Source organism: Leifsonia sp. NPDC080035 (assembly GCF_040050925.1).
Taxonomy (GTDB): domain Bacteria; phylum Actinomycetota; class Actinomycetes; order Actinomycetales; family Microbacteriaceae; genus Leifsonia.
On record NZ_CP157390.1, the window covers coordinates 696,263 to 718,633 of the forward strand.

Sequence of the window (22,371 nt, forward strand, 5' to 3'; positions counted from 1 at the left end):
GGTGTCGGTCATGGAGCTCATGACCCCAGCAGCGGCGAGATCGCGGTGCAGACGCCCTTCAGGACGGAGGCCACGTCGGCTCCCGGCTGCCACATCGGGTCGAGCGCGGTCTTCACCTTCGCAGCGATCTCCGCCGAGTTGGCGTGACTCGGCTTCGTCACCGCATTCTTGAAGGAGGGGAGCACGACGTTCTCGATCTGCTCCTTGGTGAGCTTCTTGTTCGTCGCGGAGAGAGTGTCCACGGTCAGCAGGGACGTGCGGGGCGGCGGGAAGTACTGCGCCAGCTGCTTCGCGTTGCCCGGGTTGGTGAAGAACGCGAGGAACTTCTTGGCCTCCTCGGCGTTCTTGCCCTTCGCCAGCACGCCGATGCCGGCCTGCCCGATGACGTTCTGCTGTCCGTCCTCACCCTCCGGGAGGGTCTGGATGTTCCATTTGAATGCATCCGTCAGCAGCGTCGCCCGGGAGATCTGGGTGACGGTGAACGCGCTGTCGCCGGCGAAGAAGTCCGCCTTCGTCCCGGGACCTGGGAACGCGTGCTGGTCGAACGTCGCATCGTGGAGGTAGGTGAAGGCGCTCTGCATCTTCTTCGAGTCGAAGGTGCAGGTCTTGCCGTCGGCCGACCAGGGCGAGGCGCCGAACGAGTCCCACACCGTCGCCAGGTTGCTCCAGGTCTGGTAGTCGAAGTCGCGGATCACCGTGCCCTGCTTGCCGGTCTTCTGGTTGACCTGCGCGCCCACGGCGGCGAGGTCCTTCCAGTTCCACTTGCCCTGGGCCTTCAGCTCCGCCGAGCTCGGCTCCCCGGCGGCGGCGAGCAGGTCGTCGTTGGCGAACACGACGAACGGCGACGTGGAGAACGGGTAGGCGTACAGCTGACCGCCGGTCGTCCACAGTTTCGCGGCATCCTTCCCGATGTCGGCGTAGTCGTAGCCCTTCGTGGACTTCAGTGTGTCGGTGAGCGGCGCGAGCGCGCCCGAGCTCACGAAGTCGGGGGCGTCCGCCTCCATGACCCAGGCCAGGTCGGGCTGCTGACCGCCGGCGATCTGCGTGGTCAGCGTGGTTGCGTAGTCGGCGGCGGGAAGGGAGTCGAAGGTGATCTTGCCGATCTCGGGGTGATCCTTCTTGTACTCGTCCGCGATGGAGGTGAACACGGCGAGCTGGGCCGCGTCGGCCGTCCACGTGGTCATACGCAGGTTGACGCTGCCCGCCGCAGCGGAGGTCGCGGGTGCGGACGGGCTGCTGCTGCAGCCCGCGAGCGCTAGCGCGGCGACCGCGACGACCGCGGCCCCCGTCAGCTTCGTTGCTGGTCTCATTGGTGCTCCTCGATTAGTAGCCGGAGACGTCGGGCCAGTGCAGTTCGACGCCGTTCGCGGCCAGCAGGGACTGGAACTCCTCCAGAAGGGAGGGGGTGTTGCGGACCGCGCGAGGATCCGTCGCGCGGTCCAGGCAGAAGGCCGCTAGCCAGCCGACCGCCTCGCCGATGCCCCACTCCACCGGGTGGAGCCGGAACGCTCCGTTGGTGATGTGGGTGGTGCCGACGTTCTTTCCCGCGGGGAGCAGGTTCTGCATCCGGACCGGGATGAGTGCTCCGAGCGGGATCTCGAAGGGGACGGAGGCGACGTCGATGTAGTTGTCGCCTCCGGTGGAGGGGTGCAGGTCGATGCGGTACATGCCGACGCCGACCGAGTCCGGGTACGTCGCCGGGTCCGCGTTGCCGCGGACCTCGACGGAGAGGTCCCCCTCGACCACCGTGTACTCGGCGCGGATGCGCCGGGATTCGCGGATGTATGGCGCCTGCGCGAAGCCGTCGTCCGTTCCGGTGACGTCCGGGCGCAGCCGCAGACCCGGCCAGCCCGTCCCGCCGTCGGGCCTGGGCGCCTCGGTCTGCAGCCAGTAGAGCATCGCCCTGGACTGCGCTTTGGCCGCAACGAGGTGCTTCTCCGCGTCCTCGCTGTCGATGATCGAGCCGCCGATGTAGTCGATCATCGGCCAGTTGACCAGCACGATGTCGCTCTCGATCGCACCGGGCTGCAGGACCTTCTTCGCGAGCATGCGGCGGAAGATCCAGAGCTCGTGGTCGCCGCCGTCGGCGCGCTGGTCGGCGACGGCCGCGAACGGGTCGTCGTCGATGGTCGGGTCGAAGCTGCGCGTGACGATCTCGAGCGTGCGAGGGTGCGGCGCGGTGAGGCTCATCATGGGAGCGCCCCAGAAGTCCGGCTGGAATGCGCGCCACTCGTCGTAGTCCGCGGGGCGATCGATGGTGTGGTCTTCGCCGTCGATGTGGTCGACGACGAAGCACCAGGAGAGCGCCTGCACGTTCTGCGGATCCCCCACCTCGGGCGCGCTCGGCTCGCCGGTCTCGGCGCGGCTCTCGCTCCCGACCACGTACTCGGTCCCGGTGAGCGGCAGGAGCTCACCGGTCTCCGTCGCGTCCACGAACAGGTCGCCGCGGAGCGTCACCGCCTCGCCGGTGTCGAGCCGGCGCACGGTGACGGAGACGACGTGATCGCCGTCCACCTCCGCGTCGACGGGGACGGCGGGCTGGAGGATGCGGAGACGACCCGAGCTGCGGAACGGCGCCAGCATCCCCTCGATGACGGCGACGCCGACGCGCGGCTCCGCACACAGACGGCTCACCAGTCCCGCGCCGGGGTTGAGGTGGCGCTCTGCGCGGGCCGCGGCCGAGAGCGGGTAGTTCGCACGGTAGTAGTCGCGGATGCCGTCGCGCAGGTCGCGGTAGGAGGCGGTCGAGCCGAACTGCTCGATCCACGTGTGCTCGTCGAGGGTGACGGCCTGACTGGTGAGCTGGCCGCCGAGCCACGCGAACTGCTCGGTCAGGATGACGCTGCGGCCCGCCTTCAGCGCCGACAGCGCCGCCGAGACGCCGCCGAGGCCGCCGCCGACCACGACGACGTCGGCACGGTCCCCTGTCACGACCGTCGGAGACGGCGTGCGGCCGCTCACCGGGCGGCTCCCGCGCGGGGTGCGGCCAAGGTCGAGCCGTCGATCACCGTGCACTCCAGGAGCTGCTGCACCGGGAGCTCCTCCTGGCCACGAGTCCCGTTGAGGAGCTGGTCGAGGAGGACGACCGCGCGGGAGCCGAGCTCGGTGCGGGGCGCGCTGAGGCGCGTGAAGTCCACGTCGCCGCCGCCGCGCCCGTGCTCGCCGAGCACGACGAACGAGAGGTCGTCCGGCACGGCGACCCCGTCGGCCGCAGCGAGAGCGTGCAGCCCTTCCGCATCGGTCGGATCTTCTACGAACAGCACTGTCGCTTCTCCTTCTCTGACCCGGCGCCAGACGGACGCCAGGCCGGCTTCTGTGGTCTCCGCCTGATCGACGGCGACCCCGGCGGAGGTCAGCTCGTCGATCAGGGCGTCGTGACGGTCGCGGGACGATTCCGCGGTGAGCGAGAGCGAGAGCCGCGCGTAGAACGCGGAGTGGTGGCCGGCCGCGACGGCCATGCGCGCCAGCTGCCGGGTGGGCGTCGCGTAGTCGACTCCCACGAACGCGACGCCCTCGACATCGCGGCGACCGATCGCGACGAAGGGATAGCCGCTGTCGCGCAGCCGCGCGAGCTCGTCGGCATCCATCTCGCGTCCGAGCAACAGGCAGCCGTCGGCGAGCCGGAGCCGGCTGTTCTCGTGGAAGATCCGGCGGCGGCCGTCGACGAGGGGCGCGCTGGTGAACATGAGCAGGTCGAGGCCGCGCGTCTCCGCCTCGGACTCGATGCCCGTCAGAAGCGGCGTGTAGAAGTCGGACGTCTCGTTGGGGAAGGCGTGCTCGTAGGTGAAGACGCCGACGAGGTTGTTGGCCGAGCCGGCGAGGCTGCGGGCCACCGGGTCGGCGACGTAGGTGGTCTGCCGGATGACGGCGAGCACCCGCTCGCGGGTCTCCTCCGGGATGCGGACGCCGTTGTCGGAGCGGCCGTTGAGCACGAGCGACACGGTCGCCTGGCTCACCCCGGCGAGCTCGGCGATGGTGCGCTGGGTGATGCGCGGTGCCCGGCTCGGCGCCATCCTGCTCTCCTCTTCGAAATCGGTGGTTGCGCTGGAGCCTACGACATGATGAAGCGCATTATCAAGTTGGTAATAGGTATTATCACCTTGACACGGATCAGACACTGGCGCGAGCATGTCCGTCATGTCAGCGAACGAACCGTCCCGTTCCACCGTCTCGCGCCGCACGGTCCTCGTGGCCGGCGCGGCGGCCGTCCCCGTCATCGCAGCCGGGTCGGCCCTCCTCCCCGCCGCGCCCGCCCGCGCGGCCACCGCCGCCGACTACGCACGCGTCCGCGCCCAGTGGCGCAGCACGCTCATCGGCGACTACGACCTCTCCGACACCGTCGTCAAGGACTACGTCACCGCGTCGGCCGCCGAGGCGAAGGTCCTCTGGGACTCCCTGAACACCTCCTCGGGCCGCACCTTCCTCTGGGCGGATCTGGACAGCAGCACGGTCTCGGCCATCCAGCGCAACAACATGGGCCGGCTCCGCACGCTCGCGCTCGCGCTCTCCTCCCCCGGCTCGGCGCTGTACGACAGCGCGCAGCTGCGGGCGGATATCGTCTCCGCCCTCGACTGGTTCCTCGCGAACAAATACGGCGTCACGAACCGCTACGACAACTGGTGGGACTTCCAGATCGGCATCCCCCTCGCCCTGAACGACGTCTGCGTGCTGCTCTACGACGAGCTCGGCACAACGCGGATCGCGACCGCGATGGCGGCGATCAAGCGTTATGCACCCGATCCGACCGAGACCGGGGGCGCTGTCTCGACCGGAGCCAACCGCAACTGGGCGTGCTCCATCGCGATCCTCCGCGGCGCGCTCAGCCAGGACACCGCCACGATCGCGGGCGCCAAGACCGCGTACGCCGACGTCTTCCCGTACGCGACGAGCCTCGACGGCTTCTACACCGACGGCGGGTTCATCCAGCACAAGTACTACTCGTACAACGGCGGCTATGCCGTCTCACTGCTGCAGTACCTGACCTATTCGATGGTCGCGACGGCGGGGACGCCGTGGGCGTTCACATCGCCCCGGGTCTCCGAGGTCTATGACTGGGTGCAGCGCAACTACGCGCCGTGGATCCACTCCGGCGCGTTCATGGACATGACCCGCGGCCGCGGCCTCTCGCGCTTCTACGAGACCGACCACCGCGTCGGCCGGCTCACGATCGCGACGCTGCTCCAGCTGGCCGCGGTGCTCCCGGCGGCGCAGGCCGCGACCGTGCGCGCACTCTGCAAGGGCTGGATCCAGCGCGACACCTTCCTGCCGTTCTTCGCGTACGACAGCGTGCCGATCGAGCAGGTGCGGCTGTCGTCCATCGCGCTGGGCCGCGCCGTCGTGACGGACGCATCCGTGCCGGCGGCGGCCGAGCCGGCCGACACCGTCATCGCGACCTCGATGGCCCGTGCCGTGCACCGGCGGCCGGGATTCGCGTTCGGCGTCGCGATGGACAGCACGGTGATCGGGCCGTTCGAGAGCGCCAACCAGGAGAACCTGCAGGGCTGGTACACGGGCGAGGGCGCGGTGTACCTGTACCTGCCCGGTCAGACGGGCCACTGGGCCAACCAGTACTGGCCGACCGTGAACAAGTACCGCATCCCCGGAACGACCCTCGACACCCGGCCTCGCACTCCGGGCGCAAGCCGCAGCAACGGCAACACCTGGACCGGGGGCGCCCTGCTCGACGGCGACGCCGCGATCGGGATGGGGCTCAAGATCGCCTCGTCCACGCTGGTCGGCCGGAAATCCTGGTTCTGCCTCGGCGACGCGATCGTCTGCCTCGGAGGCGGCATCTCGAGCAGCGACGGCTACACGGTCGAGACGATCATCGAGAACCGCAACATCGGCCCGAACGGTCAGACCGTCCCGGTGATCGACGGCGCAGCCGTGCTCACCGCCCCCGGCGGCACACCGACCGCCTTCACGCCGGGCTGGGCGTGGATCCCGAACATCGGCGGCTATGTGTTCCCCGCGGGCGGCACGGTCACGGGCGCCCGCGAGGACCGCAGCGGGCGGTGGACCGACATGGACCACCGCGGGGTCTACGACGACGGCACCAGCTATTCGCGCCGCTTCGTCACCCTCTGGTTCGACCATGGAGTGAACCCCGCGAACGCGAGCTACGCATACATCCAGCTGCCCGCTGCGACGCAGGCGCAGACCGCAGGGATGGCCGCATCGACGGACATCGCCGTCGTCGCCAACACCTTCGACGTCCAGGCGGTCACCCGGGCGAGCACGGGGACGACGATGGCGAACATCTGGACCGCGGAGGGCGGGAGCGCGGCGGGCGTCAGCACCGACACACGCGCCTCGCTCGTCGTGACACGATCCGGAGGCCGTCTCTCGCTGGCGGTCAGCGACCCGACCCAGAAGGTGACCGGGCCCGTGACCGTGACACTCGACCAGCCCGCGACGGGCACCATCCAGGCCGACCCCGGCATCACCGTCCTCGCCCTGTCCCCCGTCGTGAAGGTCTCCGTCGATGTGACCGGAGCGGCGGGGAAGACGTTCACCGCACGGTTCTCGGTGTAGTCGGACGGACGGCGCGCGGCCTACAGTGGTCGGCGGGTCCGCGCGCCGTCTGGGGAGGACGAGGATGAAGCTGCTGCTCACGTCGGGAGGCGTCACCAACTCCCGCATCCGCGAGGCACTGGCCGGGATGCTCGGCAGACCGATCGCCGACTGCACCGCCCTGTTCATCCCGACCGCGCAGTGGGGGCAGCCCGCGTGCGGACCGGAGACGGTCTGGAAGTCCACGGCGGATCGCTGGGACGACGAGCCGGGACTCGTCGGCCTCGGCTGGAGGTCGGTCGGCGTGCTCGAGCTGACCGCGCTGCCGAGCATCCCGCCCGAGCGGTGGATGCCGTGGGTGCGCGACGCCGACGTGCTGCTGGTCGACGGCGGGGAGGCGCGCTACCTGTACACATGGCTGCTGCAGTCCGGTCTCGCCGCGCTGCTGCCGGAGCTGCGCGACACCGTCTGGGTGGGCGTCAGCGCGGGCAGCATGGTGCTGACCCCCCGCGTGGGCCCGGAGTTCCTCGACTGGCAGCCGGACGGCCCCGACGACACGCTCGGCCTCGTCGACTTCTCGATCTTCCCGCACCTGGACTACCCCGGCTGGTCGCAGAACACGCTCGCGGCGGCGCGGCGCTGGGCCGAGCGCATCCCCGGCCGGTCGTACGCGATCGACGACCAGACCGCGATCGCCGTGGTCGACGGCAGCGTCGAGGTCGTCAGCGATGGCCAGTGGCACCAGTTCGACACCTGACGGCCGCCGGGCATGCGCCGAGGTCAGGCGTCGAGGCGGGCCACCAGACGTCCGTTCACCTCGCCGCGCTGCAGACGCGCGAGCCCGTCGGGGATGTCGGCGAACGCGATCTCCTCCGCCTTGACCGTGACGCGTCCGTCCGCCATCAGCGCCAGGACCTCTTCGAGGTGCTCGGGCACCCCGGCCACCGTCGCCCCCTGCAGGTCGATGGCGCGGCTGACGAGGTCGATCGAGTTGATCGTCCACTCGGAGCGGCCGAGCCCGACGAGCACAACGCGACCGCGGGTCTTGACGGCCCGGATCGCGCCGGAGGTGGTGGTGCCGAAGCCCGCGAAGTCGATGACGACATCGAGGTCGCGGCCCTCGAGTTCGGCGACGTCAGCGACGACCTCCTGGACGCCGTGGCCCTTCGCCGTCTCCCACAGCGCTTCGCGCGGCTCGACGCCGACGACGGTGGCGCCCTGCGCGAGCGCGATCTGCGCGCCCGTCATCCCGAGCCCGCCGAGGCCGACGATGCCGACGCGGTCCCCACTCTTCACCTGTCCGTAGACGACGACGCCGGTGTACGAGGTCAGCCCCGCGTCCGTCGCCGCCGCGGCCTGCGACCAGTCCATCCCCTCGGGCAGTCGGACCAGCTTCTCGGCATTCACGATCGTGTACTCCGCGTACGCGCCGTCCCGGGACACCCCGGGGGCGTCGTCGGGCGCGATGGCGCTCGCGACGGCGTCGCCGACGCTCCACCCCGTGACGCCGTCGCCGACCTCGGCGATGGTGCCGGACGCCTCGTGGCCGAGGATCACCGGCAACGGGATCGTGAGCGGGATGACGCCCTCCATGTAGCCGACGTCGCTGTGGCACAGGCCGGACGCGACCACCCTCAGCAGCACTTGACCCGGGCCGGGCGCCGGCGTCGGGACCTCCTTCTCCGTGAGGGATCCGTGGACCTCGTCGAGAACCCATGCCTTCATGGCAGCTCCTTTCAGTCGAGCGAAATCGATCGGTGCGGCCGTGACGTGATCCTTCAGGGAGACGGTCGTGACACGATCTCTACACACGAGTCTACGCCAGAATAGACACTGTCCATCGAGGAGCCATGACCGATCAGCGGAACCGACGCACGAGGCTGCGCGCCCTCGACGACGCGCAGGCCATCAACACCCGGGCGCGCCTGGTCGCCGCCTACAGCGCGGCCGCTGCGGAGGGTGTGCGCAACGTCAGCGTGCGCTGGATCTGCGCGTCCTCCGGCGTCGCCAGGAGCACGTTCTACACGCACTTCTCCGGGGTCGAGGATCTTGCAGCCTTCACGGTCACCGAGGATTTCGCCCGGCTCGCCATCGAGGACCTGGACGTCCGCGCGGCGGGCATGAGCGGCGCGGCGGCGGCACGCGGCGGCCTCGCGCAGGTCGTGGCGACGTTCACCAGCCGACGGGCGCTCGTGGACTACTCCTTCGCGCAGACGTCGCGAGCGGTGGTGGTCGACCGGATCATCGACTGGTTCGCCGGCTACACGCGGGAGACGGTCGAGCGGGCGTACGCAGGCGCCGATGAGGCCCGCATCGACCTCGTTACCGGCTTCATCAGCGCGGGCGTCATCCGCACGATCATCGACTGGCTCGACGAGCCGCGGGGCGTGACCAGGGAGGGCATCGTCGACGCACTCGTCGACCTGCTTCCCGAACCGCTGCGCACTGAGGCGGAGTGAGGCGCGCCCTCACCACCCGTGCGTGTTGAACCATTCACGGGATCGGAGCACCTCGAGGTCGGACGCGCGCGGGTCGTCGGTGTCGTGCTCGACGAGCCGGCCGTCCGGGTTCAGGTCGACGAATCGGTGGCAGTCCGGGCACAACGCCCGGCCGCCCGGGAAGCCGTCGGCCAGCTGGGCGGCGCGCTCCCCGGGGCGGCCCGAGCCCGGACAGCGCGCCGGGTCGGCTTGACGGTCGGACCAGAGCAGCGCCTGCCGCCGGTGCAGCCCCGCATGCCCCACCGGTCGCGTGCAGCGCTGCCCACTGCGGCGGCTCGGGCAGAAACGGGCGGGAGTGTCCACGCGACGAATGTAGCCGAATGGAACGGAGGGGACCGACCGACCTCACCCCACCATGGCACGGTCCGCGACCGTCCGGTCGCTGCCGCTGTCGCTCCTCGTCATCAACGTCGCGACCCCCACGGCCGCAAGCCAGAGTGCAGCGATCCCGTTGAACATGGCGACGGCGCCCCATCCGTTCGAGGCGTAGAACTCGGAGGAGTTGAAGCCGAAGAACATCGACGGCACACCCACCAGGTGCAGAGCCGCCACCGCGAACGACGACCAGCCCACCCACCGGGGAAGCACCCCGGTTCGCAGCACCGCGTACCCGAATGCCAGCCCGAACACGAACAGCATCAGGTGCGAGATGGAGCCGTACAGCAAGTACGTGGGGACGGCGCGGGTCGGATCGATGAGGTCGGGCGCCTGGATCGCGCTCCCGCCCTCCAGACCCTTCGCGATCATGTCAACGATGGTCCACGCCACTCCGGCCGTGCCCGCCACGGCGCCGAACCACTCGTAGCGGGCATCCGCCCGCGCGATCAGGAATCGGACGCTGACCATGAAGACGAGGAAGAGCGTCAGCGCCAGGAAGTTGAACAGCGTCCGCACGAGGATGAGCCAGTCCGGCATCGGCGAACCGGTCTCCGCTCCGCAGACCGAGGGGTCGCACGCAGGGACCACGAAGTAGAGCGGCAGCTCGGCCATCGCGAAGACGGCGCCGACGATGGCCGATGCGCCCATCCACTGACGCGCCGAAGCGGGGAAATGAATCTGTGTACGCAATATAGTGTTCATGGCATGCACAGTAACTCGAAACTGTGTAATCCGTCTACTGTTTCGACGGATTCTCTGAGACAATCTCCGACATGGCGCCTCGGACTCCCCACGACTCGACCCTGCCCACCGCGCTCACCTCCGCGTGGGGCATCGTGAGTCCCCCGGGAAGCCGGGGGCCTCGACCCGCTCACTCCGTCGCCGAGATCGTCCAGGCAGCGACGGAGATCGCCGATGAGGAGGGAATCGCCGGCGCGTCGCTTCCGCGCGTCGCTCGCCGGATCGGCCTGACGACGAACGCGCTCTACCGCTACGTCGGGTCCAAGGAGGAACTCGTCGTACTCGTCGCGGATGCCGCCTGGGGCGACCCGCCCGCGCTGCCGTCGAGCGGATGGCGCGAGGCCGCGTCCCTCTGGGCGCATCGGCTCTTCGAACGGTTCCTCACCCGCCCGTGGCTCCTGGACGTGCCGACGACCGTCCCGCTCACCCCGCACACGGCGTCGTGGTTGAACGCGCTGCTCGCGGCGTTGGCGCCGACGGGCATGCCCCCGCACGAGCTGCTCAGCAGCTCCTACCTGCTCGACAGTCACGCCCGCTACGGAGCCAACCTGCGGCGGGCGTCACCGGTGCCGGCTGCACTGACCAAGGACAACCCCGAGCGCCAAGCGGTCGCTGCAGAGGTCCGCGACTTCCTCGACGGGCAGCTCCGTGCACGGGATCTGAACGCCCTCGCCGAGGTCATGGTCGACCCGAGCTTCCTCGACGACGAACCGGCACCCGACGGATTCGAGTTCGGGCTCGCTCGCATCCTCGACGGCATCGAGGCGCACCTCGGGCGGCTGAGCGATGCGGCGGCTCCGCGTTGAGCGGGTCGAGCGAGCGAGGCGTGCCCGCTTCGGATTCGACGCGGTCGAGCAGGTCCGACCAGGTCGCCCTCGTCACCGGCGGCTCGTCGGGGCTCGGCTATGCGATCGCGGAGGCCCTCGCCCGCGCCGGATCCACCGTGATCGTGGCCAGCAGGTCCGCCGGATCCTGCCGCGCCGCGGCCGAACGGCTCTCGGACGCCACGGGCAGCACGGCCATCGGAATCGGCTGCGACGTCACCGACGAAGACTCCGTCGACGAGCTCGTCGCAACGATCGCGGGCCGTCACGGTCGGCTCGACGTGCTCGTCACCAGCGCCGGCGTCCAAGCGCGGGGATCCCTGGACGAACTCGACGTCGCCGCGCTGCGACGCTGCCTCGACGTCAACATCGTCGGCACTTGGCTCCCCTGCCGCGCCGCGGCCCGCGTCATGCGGGCCGCCGGCTACGGCCGCATCCTGACCATTGCCAGCGCCCTCGGCATCGTCGGCGCTGCCGATCGCTCGGGGTACGCCGCGAGCAAAGGGGCGGTGGTGCAGCTGACGCGAAGCCTCGCCGTCGAGCTCGCCGGGAGCGGCATCACGGTCAACTCGCTCGCCCCCGGACCGTTGCGGACGCCGCTCAACGATGGAGCCGACGCGGACGCGCGCGTCCAGCGGTTCCTCGCCGACGAGGTCCCCGTCGCCCGCTGGGCGGAGCCCCACGAGATCACCGCGGCGGCGATGCTGCTCACCGGCGCGGACGCGAGCTTCATCACCGGCGCCGTCCTGCCGGTCGATGGCGGCTGGACGGCCCACTGAGCGTTGCGCCGCTCCGGTGCCGGCGTCGGAGCGGTCGGACGACTCAGGACGCGACGGGCTCGTCCCGTCGGAAGAGGTAGATGCCGGTGAGCTCGCCGTCCGTCGACGTGCTCACACCGCCGCCGAAGTCCGTCGATGACGAGCCCGTCGGCACGAAGACCCACCCGGCGTGCTCCAACCGCCAACCGACCGCCTCGACGCGAGCCAGCAGGTCGTCGCGGACATCGTCCGCGTTCAGGCGCAGCTGGAAGAACCCGTCGCCGTCCGCGAATGCGGCCGTGGCACGGCCGAGCGGGCTCGCCCGGAAGGTACGCTCCTGCTTCGCCCGCCGCGCGGCCTCGCGCTCCTCGTCGGATCGAGCCCACAGCTTCCCCATCGCCACACCCTTCTCGCCGTCGGTCCCCTGGTCAGATTAGGCGGTGCGCCTCGCCGTCGCCCCGAATCGTCTGTCAGCCAGCGGGAGGCCGTGGCACGCCGCCGCTGCGGAGCGCCGCCACGACATGCCGGACACGCGTCTCCAGCTGCGGCCCGTCGGGCAGTCCCAGGCCGAAGACGAGCCGGTGGTAGATCGGTCCATAGAACAGGTCGACGGCGACCCCGAGGTCGACGCTCGCGGGGAGCTCCCGCGCAGCCACGGCCGAGTGCATGCGCTCGTCGAACCGCGCGATGAACGGGTCGACGAGCCGGGTCCGGATCGCGGCGGACAGCGCAGGGTCGCGCTGGCCCTCCGCGACGAGGGATGCGTAGGGGGACGTCTCCTGCGGGCTGAGCAGCTCGACCACGCTCATCGTCTGTGCGCACATGTCACGCACGAGGTCTCCCGAGTCCGGGAACGCCGCGGCGATCTCCGCTCTGCCGGCCAGAGCCTCCAGGAGCACCTCGCCTTTCGACGACCACCAGCGATAGATCGTCTTCTTGCTCACCCCCGCCCGCTCAGCGATGCCCTCGATCGTCATGCGCGCGAACCCGTCGGCGCGGCAGAGGTCGATCGTCGACTCGAGCACAGCGGTCCGGGCGCGCTCGCTTCGCCTGACCGGATCCGGGGTTCCCATGCCATGCAGACTACACGACACGGATCGTGTTGTTTTGCAGCGGACGCTCTGCTACGTTCGCAACACGACACGTTCCGTGTCGCCATATTCACGGAGGGAACACCATGACCACTGCGCCGCCGCCATTCCCCGCCCTCCCGGACGCGCCGAGCAGGGGCCGCGCCCGGCGCGACGGGCACCCCGTCGATCTGCCCGCGGAGTACACGATCGTCGCGCGTGCGCTCGCCCGCTACCTGCGCCGCACCCGCGCCGTCGACGGCGGCCGCCCCCTCGCGTCCGTCCGCGCGGAGGTGGGCGAGCTGCTCGAGCAGGCCGCGTTCGACGGCGCGCCGATCCGGCGGATCGTCGGCCCGGATGCCGCGGAGTTCGCGTGGGACCTCGCCCGCAACCACGGCCCGACGCGACGAGACCGCGTCGCGCGGGAACGACTCGAAGTCGCCATCGGGCGAGCTGAGGCGCGGAGACGATCGCGCCGCGATTCGAGCGGATGAGAAGCACAGGCGCTCACCAGGGTGCGACGACCCGGAAGCCACCGCGACAGTGACGGCGGACGCGACCAGGAGCCCGACATACGTCCAGGCGTGGACCGCATCCGGGATGCGCGGCGGCGGAGCACCACCACGACCGGGATGGACCGAGCAGCAGGGCGGCGGCCGCCGGCACATCGACCGAGCCGACCAGTCCAGGGGCGGAGGAGACGCCGCCGCGCAGGAGCAGCGACGCGATGAGCGCGGGTGCGACGATCGCGAGCGTGAGCGGGTTGGCGAGGGCGGCGACGAACATGCTCGCGCGGCGCGGCGCATGAGGCTAACCCCGCGCTCCCCCGGGGTCCCGCTCGTCGCCGCTGCATGCGCCACCCCATTACCCCAGGCCGGCGGCAGCGTCCACCGGGCGGTGGCCACGCCGAGAATGCCGGAAAATGGTGAGGTGGACAGACTCGAGACCCCGGTTCCGCTTCTGCTCGGAAGGTATCGCCCGGAGCGGCTGCTCGCGCGTGGCGGCTCCTCCATGGTGTTCCGCGCTCGCGACGAGAACCTCGGCCGCGACGTCGCGATCAAGCTGTTCTCCTCGGGGACGCCCGACGACCTCGCGCGGTTCCGCGCCGAGGTGGGCGTGCTCGCCGGGCTCCGCCACCACGGCGTCGTGTCGATCCTGGATGCGGGAGTCGACGACTCGTCGCCGAAGGATCCTCGCCCGTTCCTTGTCATCGAGCTGGTCGAGGGCGACACGTTGCGAGCTGCGCTGAACGCGGGCCCGCTGTCGACCCGGCGGATCGGCGAAGTCGCGTTCGAGGTCGCCGAGACACTCGAATACGTTCACGCGCGCGGCGTCATCCATCGCGACGTCACGCCGACGAACATCATGGTCGTCGACTACGGGACCCGGTTCTCGCGTCCGCGGGCGCGGCTGACGGACTTCGGCATCGCCATCCACGCCACCCGCCCCCAGGAGTTCGCGGAGGAGACGTTCGGAACGGCCGCCTACCTCAGCCCCGAGCAGGTGCGGAACGAGCCGCTGACCCCGGCGTCGGACATCTACTCGCTCGGCCTCGTCCTGCTGGAATGCTTCACGCGGACCGTCGCATTCCCGGGAACCCCGGTGGCATCCGCGCTCTCCCGCCTCGACCACGACCCGGAGGCACCGGACGACGTTCCCGAGCCCTGGCGCGCGCTCATCCGGTCGATGACGCATCCCGACGCGTCGCGGAGACCGTCCGCTGCGGACGTCGCGACCGCGGCGCGAGGTGCCCTGCGCGCGGACAGGGAGCACGAGCCCGCGTAGCCTCACCGCCCGGTGATGCGGTAGCCTCGCGGCGGATGATTCTTCTTGACGTGATCCCCGCGGGCGCCTGACGGCTGCCTGCCCGCGCGTGCGCGCGACGACGGCTTCGTGATGCCCGGGAGTCCTCGACTCCCCGGCCTCGTACCCTTCCCGTCGACTCTTTCAGGAGCACGCAATGACCCATATCCTCGTCACCGGCGCGTCCGGTCGTCTCGGCGGCGCTGCCGTCCGATCCCTTCTCTCCTTTCACCCCGCCGAGGAGCTGCACGCGCTCGTCCGCACAGCCGCTGCGGCCGATCGGCTCGGGCGGATCGGAGTGGATGCGCGCATCGCCGACTACGCGCATCCCGCGCGCCTCGCGGAGGCCTTCCGCGGAATCGACCGTCTGCTGTTCGTCTCGAGCCCCGTGCTCGACCCGGACGAGCGGCTCCGTCAGCACCGCGCCGTGCTCGCCGCCGCGGCGTCGATCGACCACGTCGTCTACACGAGCGTCCACGGCGCCGAGCACGACGCGGCCCACGCGGCGACGGAGGCGGCGCTGCGCGAACGCGGCGGAGCGACGGTCCTGCGCAACGGCTTCTACACGGAGCCGTTCGTGCAGGCAGCCGTCGAGCAGGCGCGGAGCGGTTGGATCGCGTCGGCGACGGCATCCCGGCCGCTGGCCACCGCGTCCATCGCCGATCTCGCGGAGGCCGCCGCGCGCGTGGTCGCCGCCCCTCCCCGGGAGGAGCTGCTGGAGCTGCGCGGGCGGGCATGGACCTACCGGGAGCTCGCGGACGTCCTGAGCGGTCTGCTCGGGCATCCCGTCGAGCACCGCGATGTCCCGGTCGCCGACGCGGGCCCGTTCGGGCCGTTGCACGCGGCCGCGGCGGCGGGGGCGCTCGCCCACGAGACGGACGACCTCCGACGGACGCTGGGGCGCGAGCCGCGGGGGATCGGTGACGTCGCTGGGAGCGTCGTCGGTGAGATCGATGGTTGGATCACGGACGACGCGAGCGGGTCATGAGTCGGTCGGAGGGTCGGACTCGCCGTGCCAGAAGTTGCACCGGTAGCCCCACGGATCCACGACAGTGAAGGTCCGCGGCCCGTACGCCTGCTTCTGCACCGAGCTGATCGGAGCGCTCCCGTCGGCTTCTGCGACCCGCGCGCGGTAGGCATCGATGTCATCGACGTGGACGATGAGGAGGGCACCCGCGCCGTGGCCGACGCCGGGTGGCCGTCCTGTGATGGAGACACGGCTCCCCCCGATGAGGATGTCGGCCTCTTTGGTCGTCGGACCACCGAGCCGCCACCGCGTCGATGGCCCGAACTCGAGCACCCGTTCGAGCCAGTCGAGTGCGGCGTCGGCGTCTTCGTAGTACAGGTACGGGATCACTTCGCTGAAGGCCATCGCGTGCCCCCCTTCGCCGTCCAGAATGCGGCGGTGCGAGGCCGCCTCGTCGCCGGTCGTCCGCACCGCTCCCGCGCCTCGAACGGCGGCCCCGGTCGCCGACGCCGACAGTCTGGTGCACCGCGCTCGGCCGCCACAAGAGCCCGCCGCCACTGTTCCTATCGCCTGCCGAATCGGATCAACCGCGCGAGCCCACCGCTTGCGCCGCGCCGGGGCGCTCGTCGGTTCTGATCGGCAGCGTCACCGGCGTCCTCGGCGCTTCGGATGTTGAGGAACGCGACGAATTCGCAGCGTGTGCAGCTCCAGAGATGGCTGTGGACCGCAAGGCCCACACCGAAGTACGGGTTGCTGAAGACGTTCGCGCGAGCGCCGCAGCGCGGACATGCCCTCGGCAGCGCCGGGAAATCCGACCGGGTCATCGAACGCTGACCACGCTTCTGTGATTCATCCGCTACCGCCTCGGGACCTGTTCTCCATTGCCACCGCAGCGCGGTGCAGAAAGCTGTGGTGGCCCTCCCCACCCGAAGAGGAGGGCCACCGCGCCGTCGATCCGGGGCTCGACGACCCCTCCACGCTATGCACGGCGGCACGGGGCAGATATCCGGTCTGCGCGGCATGTTGTCCGCGCGGCGCGAGCAGGCCGCGCCCGTGGCCTCGCCTCAACCGCGCGGCAGAGCGGGCGTTAGTTAGTGTGCTTACAATCTCGGCATGCAGTCACAGGCGTTCGAGATGTTCGGGAGCCGCCGCATCGCGTCGGGACACGGCGTCGAGGAAGCCCGTCGAGTGCTCTCCGAGGTGTTCCTGCCTGTCGATTTCCCTTCCGCGAAGCCTCGGAACGCCGTCGACCTGACGCTGAACGCGGCCGCCGTCGGCGGGATCGTCTGCGGCTTCATGCGCTTCGGAGACGCCGTGCGCGTTCGGACCGCGGAAGCGCGGGACTTCCACGTCGATATCCCGATCAGCGGCGTCGCGACGATGCGCGCCGCACTCGGCACTCCGGTGCGCGGGACGCCGACGACGGCCGCCGTCTTCATGCCGGGCAGACCGGTCGAGCTCGACTGCAGCGACCGGTTCTCTCAGCTCGCACTGATGATCCCCCGCGACCAGCTCAGGCTCGAACTCGAGAACCTGCTCGGCGAGCCCGCAGGCCGGCCGCTCGAATTCACAGCACAGCTGAACCTCGCCGGCACCGGAGGACTGACGATCATGCACGCCCTCCGAATGGTCGACGGAGCAGCAGCGCAGGAGGATGGTCCGCTCACTCACCCCCTTGCGACGCAGCGGCTTGAGCAGATCATCATCCAGAGCCTGTTGTTCGGACAGCCGCACAACTATTCGGCTCTGTTGGCCGCACCGTCACCGACGGGCGGCTCGCGGCCGGTCTCTCGCGCCGTCGAGCTCATGCGCAGCGATCCCGGTCATCCGTGGACGGTGGCGGAGCTGGCCGCGGACGTTTCGCTGAGCGTCCGAAGCCTGCAGGAAGGTTTCCGACGGTCGCTGGATACGACGCCGATGACGTATCTCCGCCGGCTGCGGCTCGACAAGGTGCACCACGAGCTGTCGACCGCCGGACCGGGAACGGTCAGCGTGACCGAGGTCGCCACGCGGTGGGGATTCGTGCACCTCGGCCGGTTCGCAGGAGAGTACGCACGCGCGTTCGGGGAGCACCCGTCCGCGACCTTGCGGCAACGACGGGGGCTCCCGCGGCATGCGTGAACGACACGCCTGCGAGCGCCGGAATTCGCGCTCGGTGTGCGGCGCCCGGCCCCGAGTGCGGAACCGGTCGAGTATGCACCCCTAGGGCGGTCACTGCGACCGTACGACAGCTGCGATCACCTCGGCTGACCGTCGCCGGAGGAGCCGGCGAGCGCGGCGTCCCGCGCGCGGTCGATGAAACCAGGCAGCGCCGAGCTCTGGACGCGTCCAGTCGACGTGCTGTCGGTCTCCCACCGGTCCCAGCGGCTGAACGGCGTTCCGCCATCCACGACCTCGCGCGCCGCGAGAATGTCGTCCCAGGAGCCGTCCGAGACCAGCGCGGCTGCGAGGTCCGGGTCGGGCGAGTAACGCTCGTCGTCCGCGTCCGCCAGGTATGCAAGCCATCCGGAGAGGACCAGGAGACCGGCCCGGACCTCGGAGCGAGCGGGACCGTCCGGTTCCAACTCGAAGAGCCGCCGGAGCGCGTCCGCCGCGAGTTTCGCGATCTCCGGCCTCCGTGCGTCGAGGGCGAGCTTGACCAGCTCGACCATCGCCCAGGTGCCGCGCGACCGCAAGGCGTGAGTCTCGCTCGCCGAGGGGTCCGAGTACAGGGTCAGGTTCTGAACGCACGCGACGATGCGAACGGGGAGCGCATCGAACTCCGGGCCGCCCCGGCTCAGGATGTCCTGCCACTGCCGCGTGAAGCTCCGAAGGCATTCATCGATGTATCCGCCGGACCCCGTCGCCGCCGCTTCAAGGGTTCGGGTCGTGGTCGCCGTGACGAAGACCTCTGCCACCTGCGGCGAGAGCAGGACATCCTGCTCCACCTCGACGATGCTCTGGAGAAGCCCGCTCCCCCGCGTCAGGGACGTCCCTTCGGCCGCGTCCGCCCGATCGAGCCCGGCCATCCACACGCCTTGCGCGATGTGTCCGAGAAGTTCCAGAGCCCGTTCAGCAGTCGCCAGGGCACCGGATCGGAGACTGGTGCCGATGGCATCCGTGAGGGTGGCGATCTCGTGCTCTGTCTCCTCGTACGCGGTGGCCGCTTCCGGCGGCTCCAGCTCGATGCTCGACTGGAGGAGCTCGACCGCCCGCACCGCCGCGGCATCGTCGAGCCGGTTCGACGTGACGATCCGGAATGCGGTGGCCCCGAGGCGGGTGCGGTCCCCAGGACGGACATCGAGCACGATCTGCGGCGGGTCGTCACCTCCCGAGAGAGCGGGATCCGACCGATCGCGTTCGGTCTCCGACGAATCCAGCGACGCGATCGCCTGGCGCACAGCATCGGGATCGATGGCTCGGATGACCCGCCCGGCCTGGGGCACCGGGACATACAACGTGGAGATGGAGCGAGTGGAGGTGCGCGACGAGTCGGACGTCAGGAGTTCCTCGAGGCCGGTCCTCGCGTCGGAGTACCGGCGCGCCACCCGGTCGAGTCGATCGGACAGCGTCTCGATCAGCGAGGAGCGCACGACCTCGTCCAGGCGGGACGGATGCCCGAAGAGGTGCGCGAGCCTGGACGTCGACACCATCAGCAGGACGGCGGTCGCCGCGAGCCACGCGAACGCGATCACGACTCCCGTCGCGCTCTGCAGCCAGATGGATTCGAGTGCCATGACCGCGTTCCCCGCGAGTCCCGCAGTCACGAACCAGCTTGCGCCGATGTACGCCAGGACGCGCTTGCGGGACGTTCCGATCGCGAGGGGAGCTTCGGCGAACAACTGTGCGGCGATCGTCAGCCCGGCGAAGCCCACGGACAGGAACGTCGTCTGCACCTGCCAGATCGCCGCATCGGAGCCCGCGACCGGCGACAGGTAGCGGTGCACCCAAGCCGCATCGCCGGCGGAGTGGAAGACGATCAGGAGCACCACGCTGAGGAGCAGCGCGCAGGCCACGATAGTGACCTCGCGCCACCACGCACCTCCCGGTGCGTCTGCCACGCCACGCTTCCCGCGCATGACGCGACACTACTCACATGCGGGCGGCTGAGAAGTCCGTGCTCGCCGATATGCACCCGGCGCTCCGCAATCCGCGCACCCCCTTATGCCCGTTCCGATTCCGCGTAACCTGACCGGCATCACGTAAGCATCCGGACCGATCGAGGAGGACATCATGGCTATCGACGACAAGGCGGAGGCGAAGGGCGACAAGCTGAAGGGCAAGGTCGACGAGGTCATCGGCAAGGTCACCGACGACGAGTCGCGCGTGCTGAAGGGGAAGGCGGAGCAGGCGGAGGGAAGCATCAAGGACACCGTCGCCGACGCGAAAGCACACCTGAAGGACACCGCCGACAAGGCGCACGACGACCGACGTGACGACACGAACACTCCCTAGGACCGCGCGTCGCCCTTCTCGTGGGCGACGGCGCGAACGTCGAAACCCCCGCATCCCGTGTGAACATCGGGATCGCGGGGGTTTGCCATGCCGGAACTCAGAGCGGGCGGGACCAGGCGGCTGCCCGGGCGGCTGACCGGACTCGAATCTTCCCTGGGCTCGCGATCATCCGCGGGTTGTCGACAATCGACATTCGGGATACGATGCAGTTCTTCACAAGGGAGTTCACGTGTCTGTCACCACCGCGCCGCAGGCGAGACTTCGGGGCCATTCCCAGGTCATCCTCTTCTCCGTCGTCGCCGCGATCGGCGGCTTCCTGTTCGGGTTCGACACGGCCATCATCAACGGTGCCGTCGATCCGATCGAGAAGAGCTTCCATCTCACCTCGGTGGGCATCGGCGTCGTCGTTTCCATCACCCTCTTCGGGGCCGCACTGGGCGCGTTCTCCACCGGATGGCTCGCGGACCGGATCGGCCGGCCCCGCGTCATGCTGATCGCCGCGGCCGTCTTCGCGGCGTCCGCGGTGGGATGCGGCCTCTCCACCGGATTGTGGGACCTGAGCTTCTGGCGCCTCCTCATCGGCGTCTCGGTCGGGGCCGTCACGGTGATCGGGCCGCTGTACATCTCGGAGATCGCGCCGGCGGCCATCCGGGGACGGCTCTCGTCCCTCCAGCAGATGGCGATCGTCCTGGGAATCTTCGCCGCGCTGCTCTCCGATGCATCGATCGCGGCCGCCCTCTCGGGAGCCGATGCGCTCCACTTCCTCGGGCTGCCGGCCTGGAGGTGGATGTTCATCGCGGGCGTCGTGCCCGCCGTCATCTACGGCTTCGCCTCCTTCCTGGTGCCGGAGTCCCCGCGCTACCTGGTGGCGCGCGGACGTGACGCCGCGGCCCGGCGGGTGCTCCAGCGCCTCGAGAACGACTCGGCCGATGCGGCGGCCGCGAAGGTCCTCGAGATCCGTTCAACGCTCGACTCTGCGGCGCGGCCGCGATTCTCCGACCTCCTCTCCCGGCGGACCGGGTTCCTGCCGATCGTGTGGATCGGTATCGCGCTGGCGGCGCTGCAGTCGCTCGTCGGCATCGACGTGATCTTCTACTACTCGACCTCGCTGTGGCAGTCCGTCGGCTTCTCGGAGTCCGCCTCCTTCGGTCTTTCCGTCTTCAGCTCGATCGTGAACGTCGTCGCGACGGTCGTCGCCATCCTCCTCATCGACCGCATCGGCCGCCGCCGCCTCCTCCTCATCGGGTCCGCCGGGATGTTCGTCAGCCTCGTCGTCGTCGCCGTCGGCTTCTCCACGGCCACGACGGTCGACGGCGCCGTGGTGCTCGGAGGCGCCTGGGGCGTGCTCACCCTCGTCGGCGCGAACGTGTTCGTCGTCGCCTTCGCGATCTCGTGGGGACCCGTCGTGTGGGTACTCCTCGGCGAGATGTTCCCCAACCGGATCCGCGGCGTCGCCCTCTCCGTCGCCGCCACCGCCAACTGGACGTGCGAGGTCATCCTCAACCTGACGTTTCCGACGCTGCGTGACATCTCGCTCTCCGGGAGCTACGCCATCTATGCACTGATGGCGCTCACATCATGGTTCGTCGTCTACTTCGGCGTCCGGGAGACTCGCGCTCGCGAACTGGAGGACATGACGGCGAGCGTGAACGCGTCGGCGGTCCGCTCGCGACGGCGCCTCACGCGCCGGTCGGCGGCTCGCTGAAGTGGGTGCGGATATGGTCCTCGACCGCCGTCGTGGCGCGGCCGGCGTCGCCGCTCCTCAGCACGTCGATGAGTTCGCGATGCTGAGCGGCGACATCCGACGGGTTGCCGTAGTAGGACGCGTCCCGACGGAAGTACGCGCGCACGCGGGGCTGGACGGAACGCCAGATCTGCAGGCAGTGCTGCTGACCGGAGAAGAGGACGACGGCTTCGTGGAAACGCACGTCCTCGTCGGCGATCTCGCCGAGGTCACCCCGTGCCGCGGCTCCCTCCATGCTCTCGACGATCCCCTCGAGAACCCTGAAGTCGTCCTCGCCCATCCGGTCCATGGCCTTGCGGAAGGCGAACTGCTCCAGAGCGATCCGCACGGGGACGAGGACGTTCTCGATCTCCTCCTGGCTGACGCCGAGGACCTCGGTCCCGCGATACGGGTAGGAGACGATGAGCCCCTCCTGCTCGAGCTGGCGCAGCGCCTCGCGCACGGGCGCCCTGCTCGTGCCGAGCTGGTGTGCGATGTCCAGCTCCACGAGCTTGTAACCCGGCGCGAGCTCACCGGACGTGATGGCCTCCCGAAGGACACCTGCCACGCCCTCGCGGCGGGACGTGGACGGAAGGGCACGAAGCGGCAACGTTGGCATCTCCCCAGCTTAGCCGTTGTTTATTGTCGACAGTCGACGAATG

The 22,371-nt window shown here is 70.0% G+C and carries 23 protein-coding genes; 11 read left to right on the forward strand and 12 right to left on the reverse strand.

The features are described 5' to 3' along the window. Positions 1-17: 17 nt before the first annotated feature. From AAME72_RS03365 to AAME72_RS03375, 3 genes are read right to left on the reverse strand one after another with little or no spacing between them, the layout of a single operon-like run. Entirely contained in the window at positions 18-1,310 is a 1,293-nt protein-coding gene (locus tag AAME72_RS03365) for a sugar ABC transporter substrate-binding protein (protein ID WP_348788827.1), read from the reverse strand. A 13-nt stretch (positions 1,311-1,323) separates the two neighbouring features. Further along, entirely contained in the window at positions 1,324-2,961 is a 1,638-nt protein-coding gene (locus tag AAME72_RS03370; RefSeq protein WP_348788828.1) for an FAD-dependent oxidoreductase, read from the reverse strand. Then, positions 2,958-4,013 (reverse strand): LacI family DNA-binding transcriptional regulator, encoded by a 1,056-nt coding sequence (locus AAME72_RS03375; protein ID WP_348788829.1) that lies wholly within the window; start codon positions 4,011-4,013, stop codon positions 2,958-2,960. Before AAME72_RS03375 ends, AAME72_RS03370 begins: the two co-directional genes overlap by 4 nt. Before the next feature lie 124 nt (positions 4,014-4,137). Between AAME72_RS03375 and AAME72_RS03380 the strand changes: the two genes are divergently transcribed. Together AAME72_RS03380 and AAME72_RS03385 are read left to right on the forward strand one after the other, a co-directional pair. After that, positions 4,138-6,534, forward strand: a complete 2,397-nt coding sequence (locus AAME72_RS03380; RefSeq protein WP_348788830.1) for a polysaccharide lyase 8 family protein — start codon at positions 4,138-4,140, stop codon at positions 6,532-6,534. Positions 6,535-6,598: 64 nt separating this feature from the next. After that, complete coding sequence (locus AAME72_RS03385) at positions 6,599-7,270, forward strand: Type 1 glutamine amidotransferase-like domain-containing protein (RefSeq protein WP_348788831.1); 672 nt, start codon at positions 6,599-6,601, stop codon at positions 7,268-7,270. A gap of 23 nt (positions 7,271-7,293) precedes the next feature. On the opposite strand, the gene AAME72_RS03390 is transcribed toward AAME72_RS03385, so the two are convergent. Next, a complete protein-coding gene (locus AAME72_RS03390) occupies positions 7,294-8,238 on the reverse strand; it encodes a zinc-binding dehydrogenase (protein WP_348788832.1) in 945 nt (314 codons plus the stop codon). 125 nt (positions 8,239-8,363) lie between these two features. Here AAME72_RS03390 and AAME72_RS03395 point away from each other — a divergent pair, with 125 nt between their 5' ends. Continuing rightward, positions 8,364-8,972, forward strand: a complete 609-nt coding sequence (locus tag AAME72_RS03395; protein ID WP_348788833.1) for a TetR family transcriptional regulator — start codon at positions 8,364-8,366, stop codon at positions 8,970-8,972. 9 nt (positions 8,973-8,981) lie between these two features. On the opposite strand, the gene AAME72_RS03400 is transcribed toward AAME72_RS03395, so the two are convergent. Together AAME72_RS03400 and AAME72_RS03405 are read right to left on the reverse strand one after the other, a co-directional pair. Further along, positions 8,982-9,314 carry a hypothetical protein gene (locus tag AAME72_RS03400; RefSeq protein ID WP_348788834.1) on the reverse strand — a complete coding sequence of 111 codons (333 nt, stop codon included), beginning with the start codon at positions 9,312-9,314 and terminating at the stop codon, positions 8,982-8,984. Between the two features lie 42 nt (positions 9,315-9,356). After that, a complete protein-coding gene (locus AAME72_RS03405; protein WP_348788835.1) occupies positions 9,357-10,037 on the reverse strand; it encodes a hypothetical protein in 681 nt (226 codons plus the stop codon). A 125-nt stretch (positions 10,038-10,162) separates the two neighbouring features. Here AAME72_RS03405 and AAME72_RS03410 point away from each other — a divergent pair, with 125 nt between their 5' ends. Continuing rightward, a complete protein-coding gene (locus tag AAME72_RS03410) occupies positions 10,163-10,936 on the forward strand; it encodes a TetR/AcrR family transcriptional regulator (protein ID WP_348788836.1) in 774 nt (257 codons plus the stop codon). 20 nt (positions 10,937-10,956) lie between these two features. Then, positions 10,957-11,733, forward strand: a complete 777-nt coding sequence (locus AAME72_RS03415) for an SDR family oxidoreductase (RefSeq protein ID WP_348788837.1) — start codon at positions 10,957-10,959, stop codon at positions 11,731-11,733. A 43-nt stretch (positions 11,734-11,776) separates the two neighbouring features. Here the strand turns inward: AAME72_RS03415 and AAME72_RS03420 are convergent, their stop codons facing one another. Together AAME72_RS03420 and AAME72_RS03425 are read right to left on the reverse strand one after the other, a co-directional pair. Continuing rightward, on the reverse strand, positions 11,777-12,109 hold the full coding sequence (locus AAME72_RS03420) for a hypothetical protein (RefSeq protein WP_348788838.1): 333 nt from the start codon (positions 12,107-12,109) through the stop codon (positions 11,777-11,779). Between the two features lie 73 nt (positions 12,110-12,182). Then, positions 12,183-12,785 carry a TetR/AcrR family transcriptional regulator gene (locus tag AAME72_RS03425; RefSeq protein WP_348788839.1) on the reverse strand — a complete coding sequence of 201 codons (603 nt, stop codon included), beginning with the start codon at positions 12,783-12,785 and terminating at the stop codon, positions 12,183-12,185. 104 nt (positions 12,786-12,889) lie between these two features. Between AAME72_RS03425 and AAME72_RS03430 the strand changes: the two genes are divergently transcribed. Further along, entirely contained in the window at positions 12,890-13,276 is a 387-nt protein-coding gene (locus AAME72_RS03430; RefSeq protein ID WP_348788840.1) for a DUF1048 domain-containing protein, read from the forward strand. 13 nt (positions 13,277-13,289) lie between these two features. Here the strand turns inward: AAME72_RS03430 and AAME72_RS03435 are convergent, their stop codons facing one another. Beyond that, positions 13,290-13,568, reverse strand: coding sequence for a hypothetical protein (locus tag AAME72_RS03435; RefSeq protein WP_348788841.1), 279 nt, complete (start codon positions 13,566-13,568; stop codon positions 13,290-13,292). A gap of 144 nt (positions 13,569-13,712) precedes the next feature. Here AAME72_RS03435 and AAME72_RS03440 point away from each other — a divergent pair, with 144 nt between their 5' ends. Then, entirely contained in the window at positions 13,713-14,567 is an 855-nt protein-coding gene (locus AAME72_RS03440) for a serine/threonine-protein kinase (RefSeq protein WP_348788842.1), read from the forward strand. A 175-nt stretch (positions 14,568-14,742) separates the two neighbouring features. Continuing rightward, the gene (locus tag AAME72_RS03445; RefSeq protein ID WP_348788843.1) at positions 14,743-15,573 is read left to right on the forward strand and encodes an NAD(P)H-binding protein; all 831 of its coding nucleotides are present in this window, start codon (positions 14,743-14,745) and stop codon (positions 15,571-15,573) included. Here AAME72_RS03445 and AAME72_RS03450 read toward each other — a convergent pair. Beyond that, positions 15,568-16,023 (reverse strand): VOC family protein, encoded by a 456-nt coding sequence (locus AAME72_RS03450; RefSeq protein WP_348788844.1) that lies wholly within the window; start codon positions 16,021-16,023, stop codon positions 15,568-15,570. The two genes, AAME72_RS03445 and AAME72_RS03450, sit on opposite strands and share 6 nt — an antisense overlap. A gap of 642 nt (positions 16,024-16,665) precedes the next feature. Between AAME72_RS03450 and AAME72_RS03455 the strand changes: the two genes are divergently transcribed. Beyond that, positions 16,666-17,673 carry an AraC family transcriptional regulator gene (locus tag AAME72_RS03455; protein WP_348788845.1) on the forward strand — a complete coding sequence of 336 codons (1,008 nt, stop codon included), beginning with the start codon at positions 16,666-16,668 and terminating at the stop codon, positions 17,671-17,673. Positions 17,674-17,789: 116 nt separating this feature from the next. Here AAME72_RS03455 and AAME72_RS03460 read toward each other — a convergent pair whose 3' ends face one another. Then, on the reverse strand, positions 17,790-19,610 hold the full coding sequence (locus tag AAME72_RS03460; RefSeq protein WP_348788846.1) for a hypothetical protein: 1,821 nt from the start codon (positions 19,608-19,610) through the stop codon (positions 17,790-17,792). Between the two features lie 154 nt (positions 19,611-19,764). Here AAME72_RS03460 and AAME72_RS03465 point away from each other — a divergent pair, with 154 nt between their 5' ends. Both AAME72_RS03465 and AAME72_RS03470 read left to right on the forward strand, forming a co-directional pair. Further along, positions 19,765-19,986 carry a CsbD family protein gene (locus tag AAME72_RS03465; RefSeq protein ID WP_348788847.1) on the forward strand — a complete coding sequence of 74 codons (222 nt, stop codon included), beginning with the start codon at positions 19,765-19,767 and terminating at the stop codon, positions 19,984-19,986. A 229-nt stretch (positions 19,987-20,215) separates the two neighbouring features. Continuing rightward, positions 20,216-21,691 carry a sugar porter family MFS transporter gene (locus tag AAME72_RS03470; protein WP_348788848.1) on the forward strand — a complete coding sequence of 492 codons (1,476 nt, stop codon included), beginning with the start codon at positions 20,216-20,218 and terminating at the stop codon, positions 21,689-21,691. Here AAME72_RS03470 and AAME72_RS03475 read toward each other — a convergent pair. After that, positions 21,666-22,328, reverse strand: a complete 663-nt coding sequence (locus AAME72_RS03475; protein ID WP_348788849.1) for a GntR family transcriptional regulator — start codon at positions 22,326-22,328, stop codon at positions 21,666-21,668. The genes AAME72_RS03470 and AAME72_RS03475 overlap by 26 nt on opposite strands. Between the last annotated feature and the right edge of the window lie 43 nt (positions 22,329-22,371).

Coding starts and splice junctions, on each gene's coding strand:
- AAME72_RS03365 (WP_348788827.1), bottom strand. CDS start 1,310: ATGAGACCAGCAACGAAGCTGACGGGGGCCGCGGTCGTCGCGGTCGCC.
- AAME72_RS03375 (WP_348788829.1), bottom strand. CDS start 4,013: ATGGCGCCGAGCCGGGCACCGCGCATCACCCAGCGCACCATCGCCGAG.
- AAME72_RS03380 (WP_348788830.1), top strand. CDS start 4,138: ATGTCAGCGAACGAACCGTCCCGTTCCACCGTCTCGCGCCGCACGGTC.
- AAME72_RS03385 (WP_348788831.1), top strand. CDS start 6,599: ATGAAGCTGCTGCTCACGTCGGGAGGCGTCACCAACTCCCGCATCCGC.
- AAME72_RS03390 (WP_348788832.1), bottom strand. CDS start 8,238: ATGAAGGCATGGGTTCTCGACGAGGTCCACGGATCCCTCACGGAGAAG.
- AAME72_RS03395 (WP_348788833.1), top strand. CDS start 8,364: ATGACCGATCAGCGGAACCGACGCACGAGGCTGCGCGCCCTCGACGAC.
- AAME72_RS03405 (WP_348788835.1), bottom strand. CDS start 10,037: ATGGGCGCATCGGCCATCGTCGGCGCCGTCTTCGCGATGGCCGAGCTG.
- AAME72_RS03410 (WP_348788836.1), top strand. CDS start 10,163: ATGGCGCCTCGGACTCCCCACGACTCGACCCTGCCCACCGCGCTCACC.
- AAME72_RS03420 (WP_348788838.1), bottom strand. CDS start 12,109: ATGGGGAAGCTGTGGGCTCGATCCGACGAGGAGCGCGAGGCCGCGCGG.
- AAME72_RS03425 (WP_348788839.1), bottom strand. CDS start 12,785: ATGGGAACCCCGGATCCGGTCAGGCGAAGCGAGCGCGCCCGGACCGCT.
- AAME72_RS03430 (WP_348788840.1), top strand. CDS start 12,890: ATGACCACTGCGCCGCCGCCATTCCCCGCCCTCCCGGACGCGCCGAGC.
- AAME72_RS03435 (WP_348788841.1), bottom strand. CDS start 13,568: ATGTTCGTCGCCGCCCTCGCCAACCCGCTCACGCTCGCGATCGTCGCA.
- AAME72_RS03445 (WP_348788843.1), top strand. CDS start 14,743: ATGACCCATATCCTCGTCACCGGCGCGTCCGGTCGTCTCGGCGGCGCT.
- AAME72_RS03455 (WP_348788845.1), top strand. CDS start 16,666: ATGCAGTCACAGGCGTTCGAGATGTTCGGGAGCCGCCGCATCGCGTCG.
- AAME72_RS03460 (WP_348788846.1), bottom strand. CDS start 19,610: ATGCGCGGGAAGCGTGGCGTGGCAGACGCACCGGGAGGTGCGTGGTGG.
- AAME72_RS03465 (WP_348788847.1), top strand. CDS start 19,765: ATGGCTATCGACGACAAGGCGGAGGCGAAGGGCGACAAGCTGAAGGGC.
- AAME72_RS03475 (WP_348788849.1), bottom strand. CDS start 22,328: ATGCCAACGTTGCCGCTTCGTGCCCTTCCGTCCACGTCCCGCCGCGAG.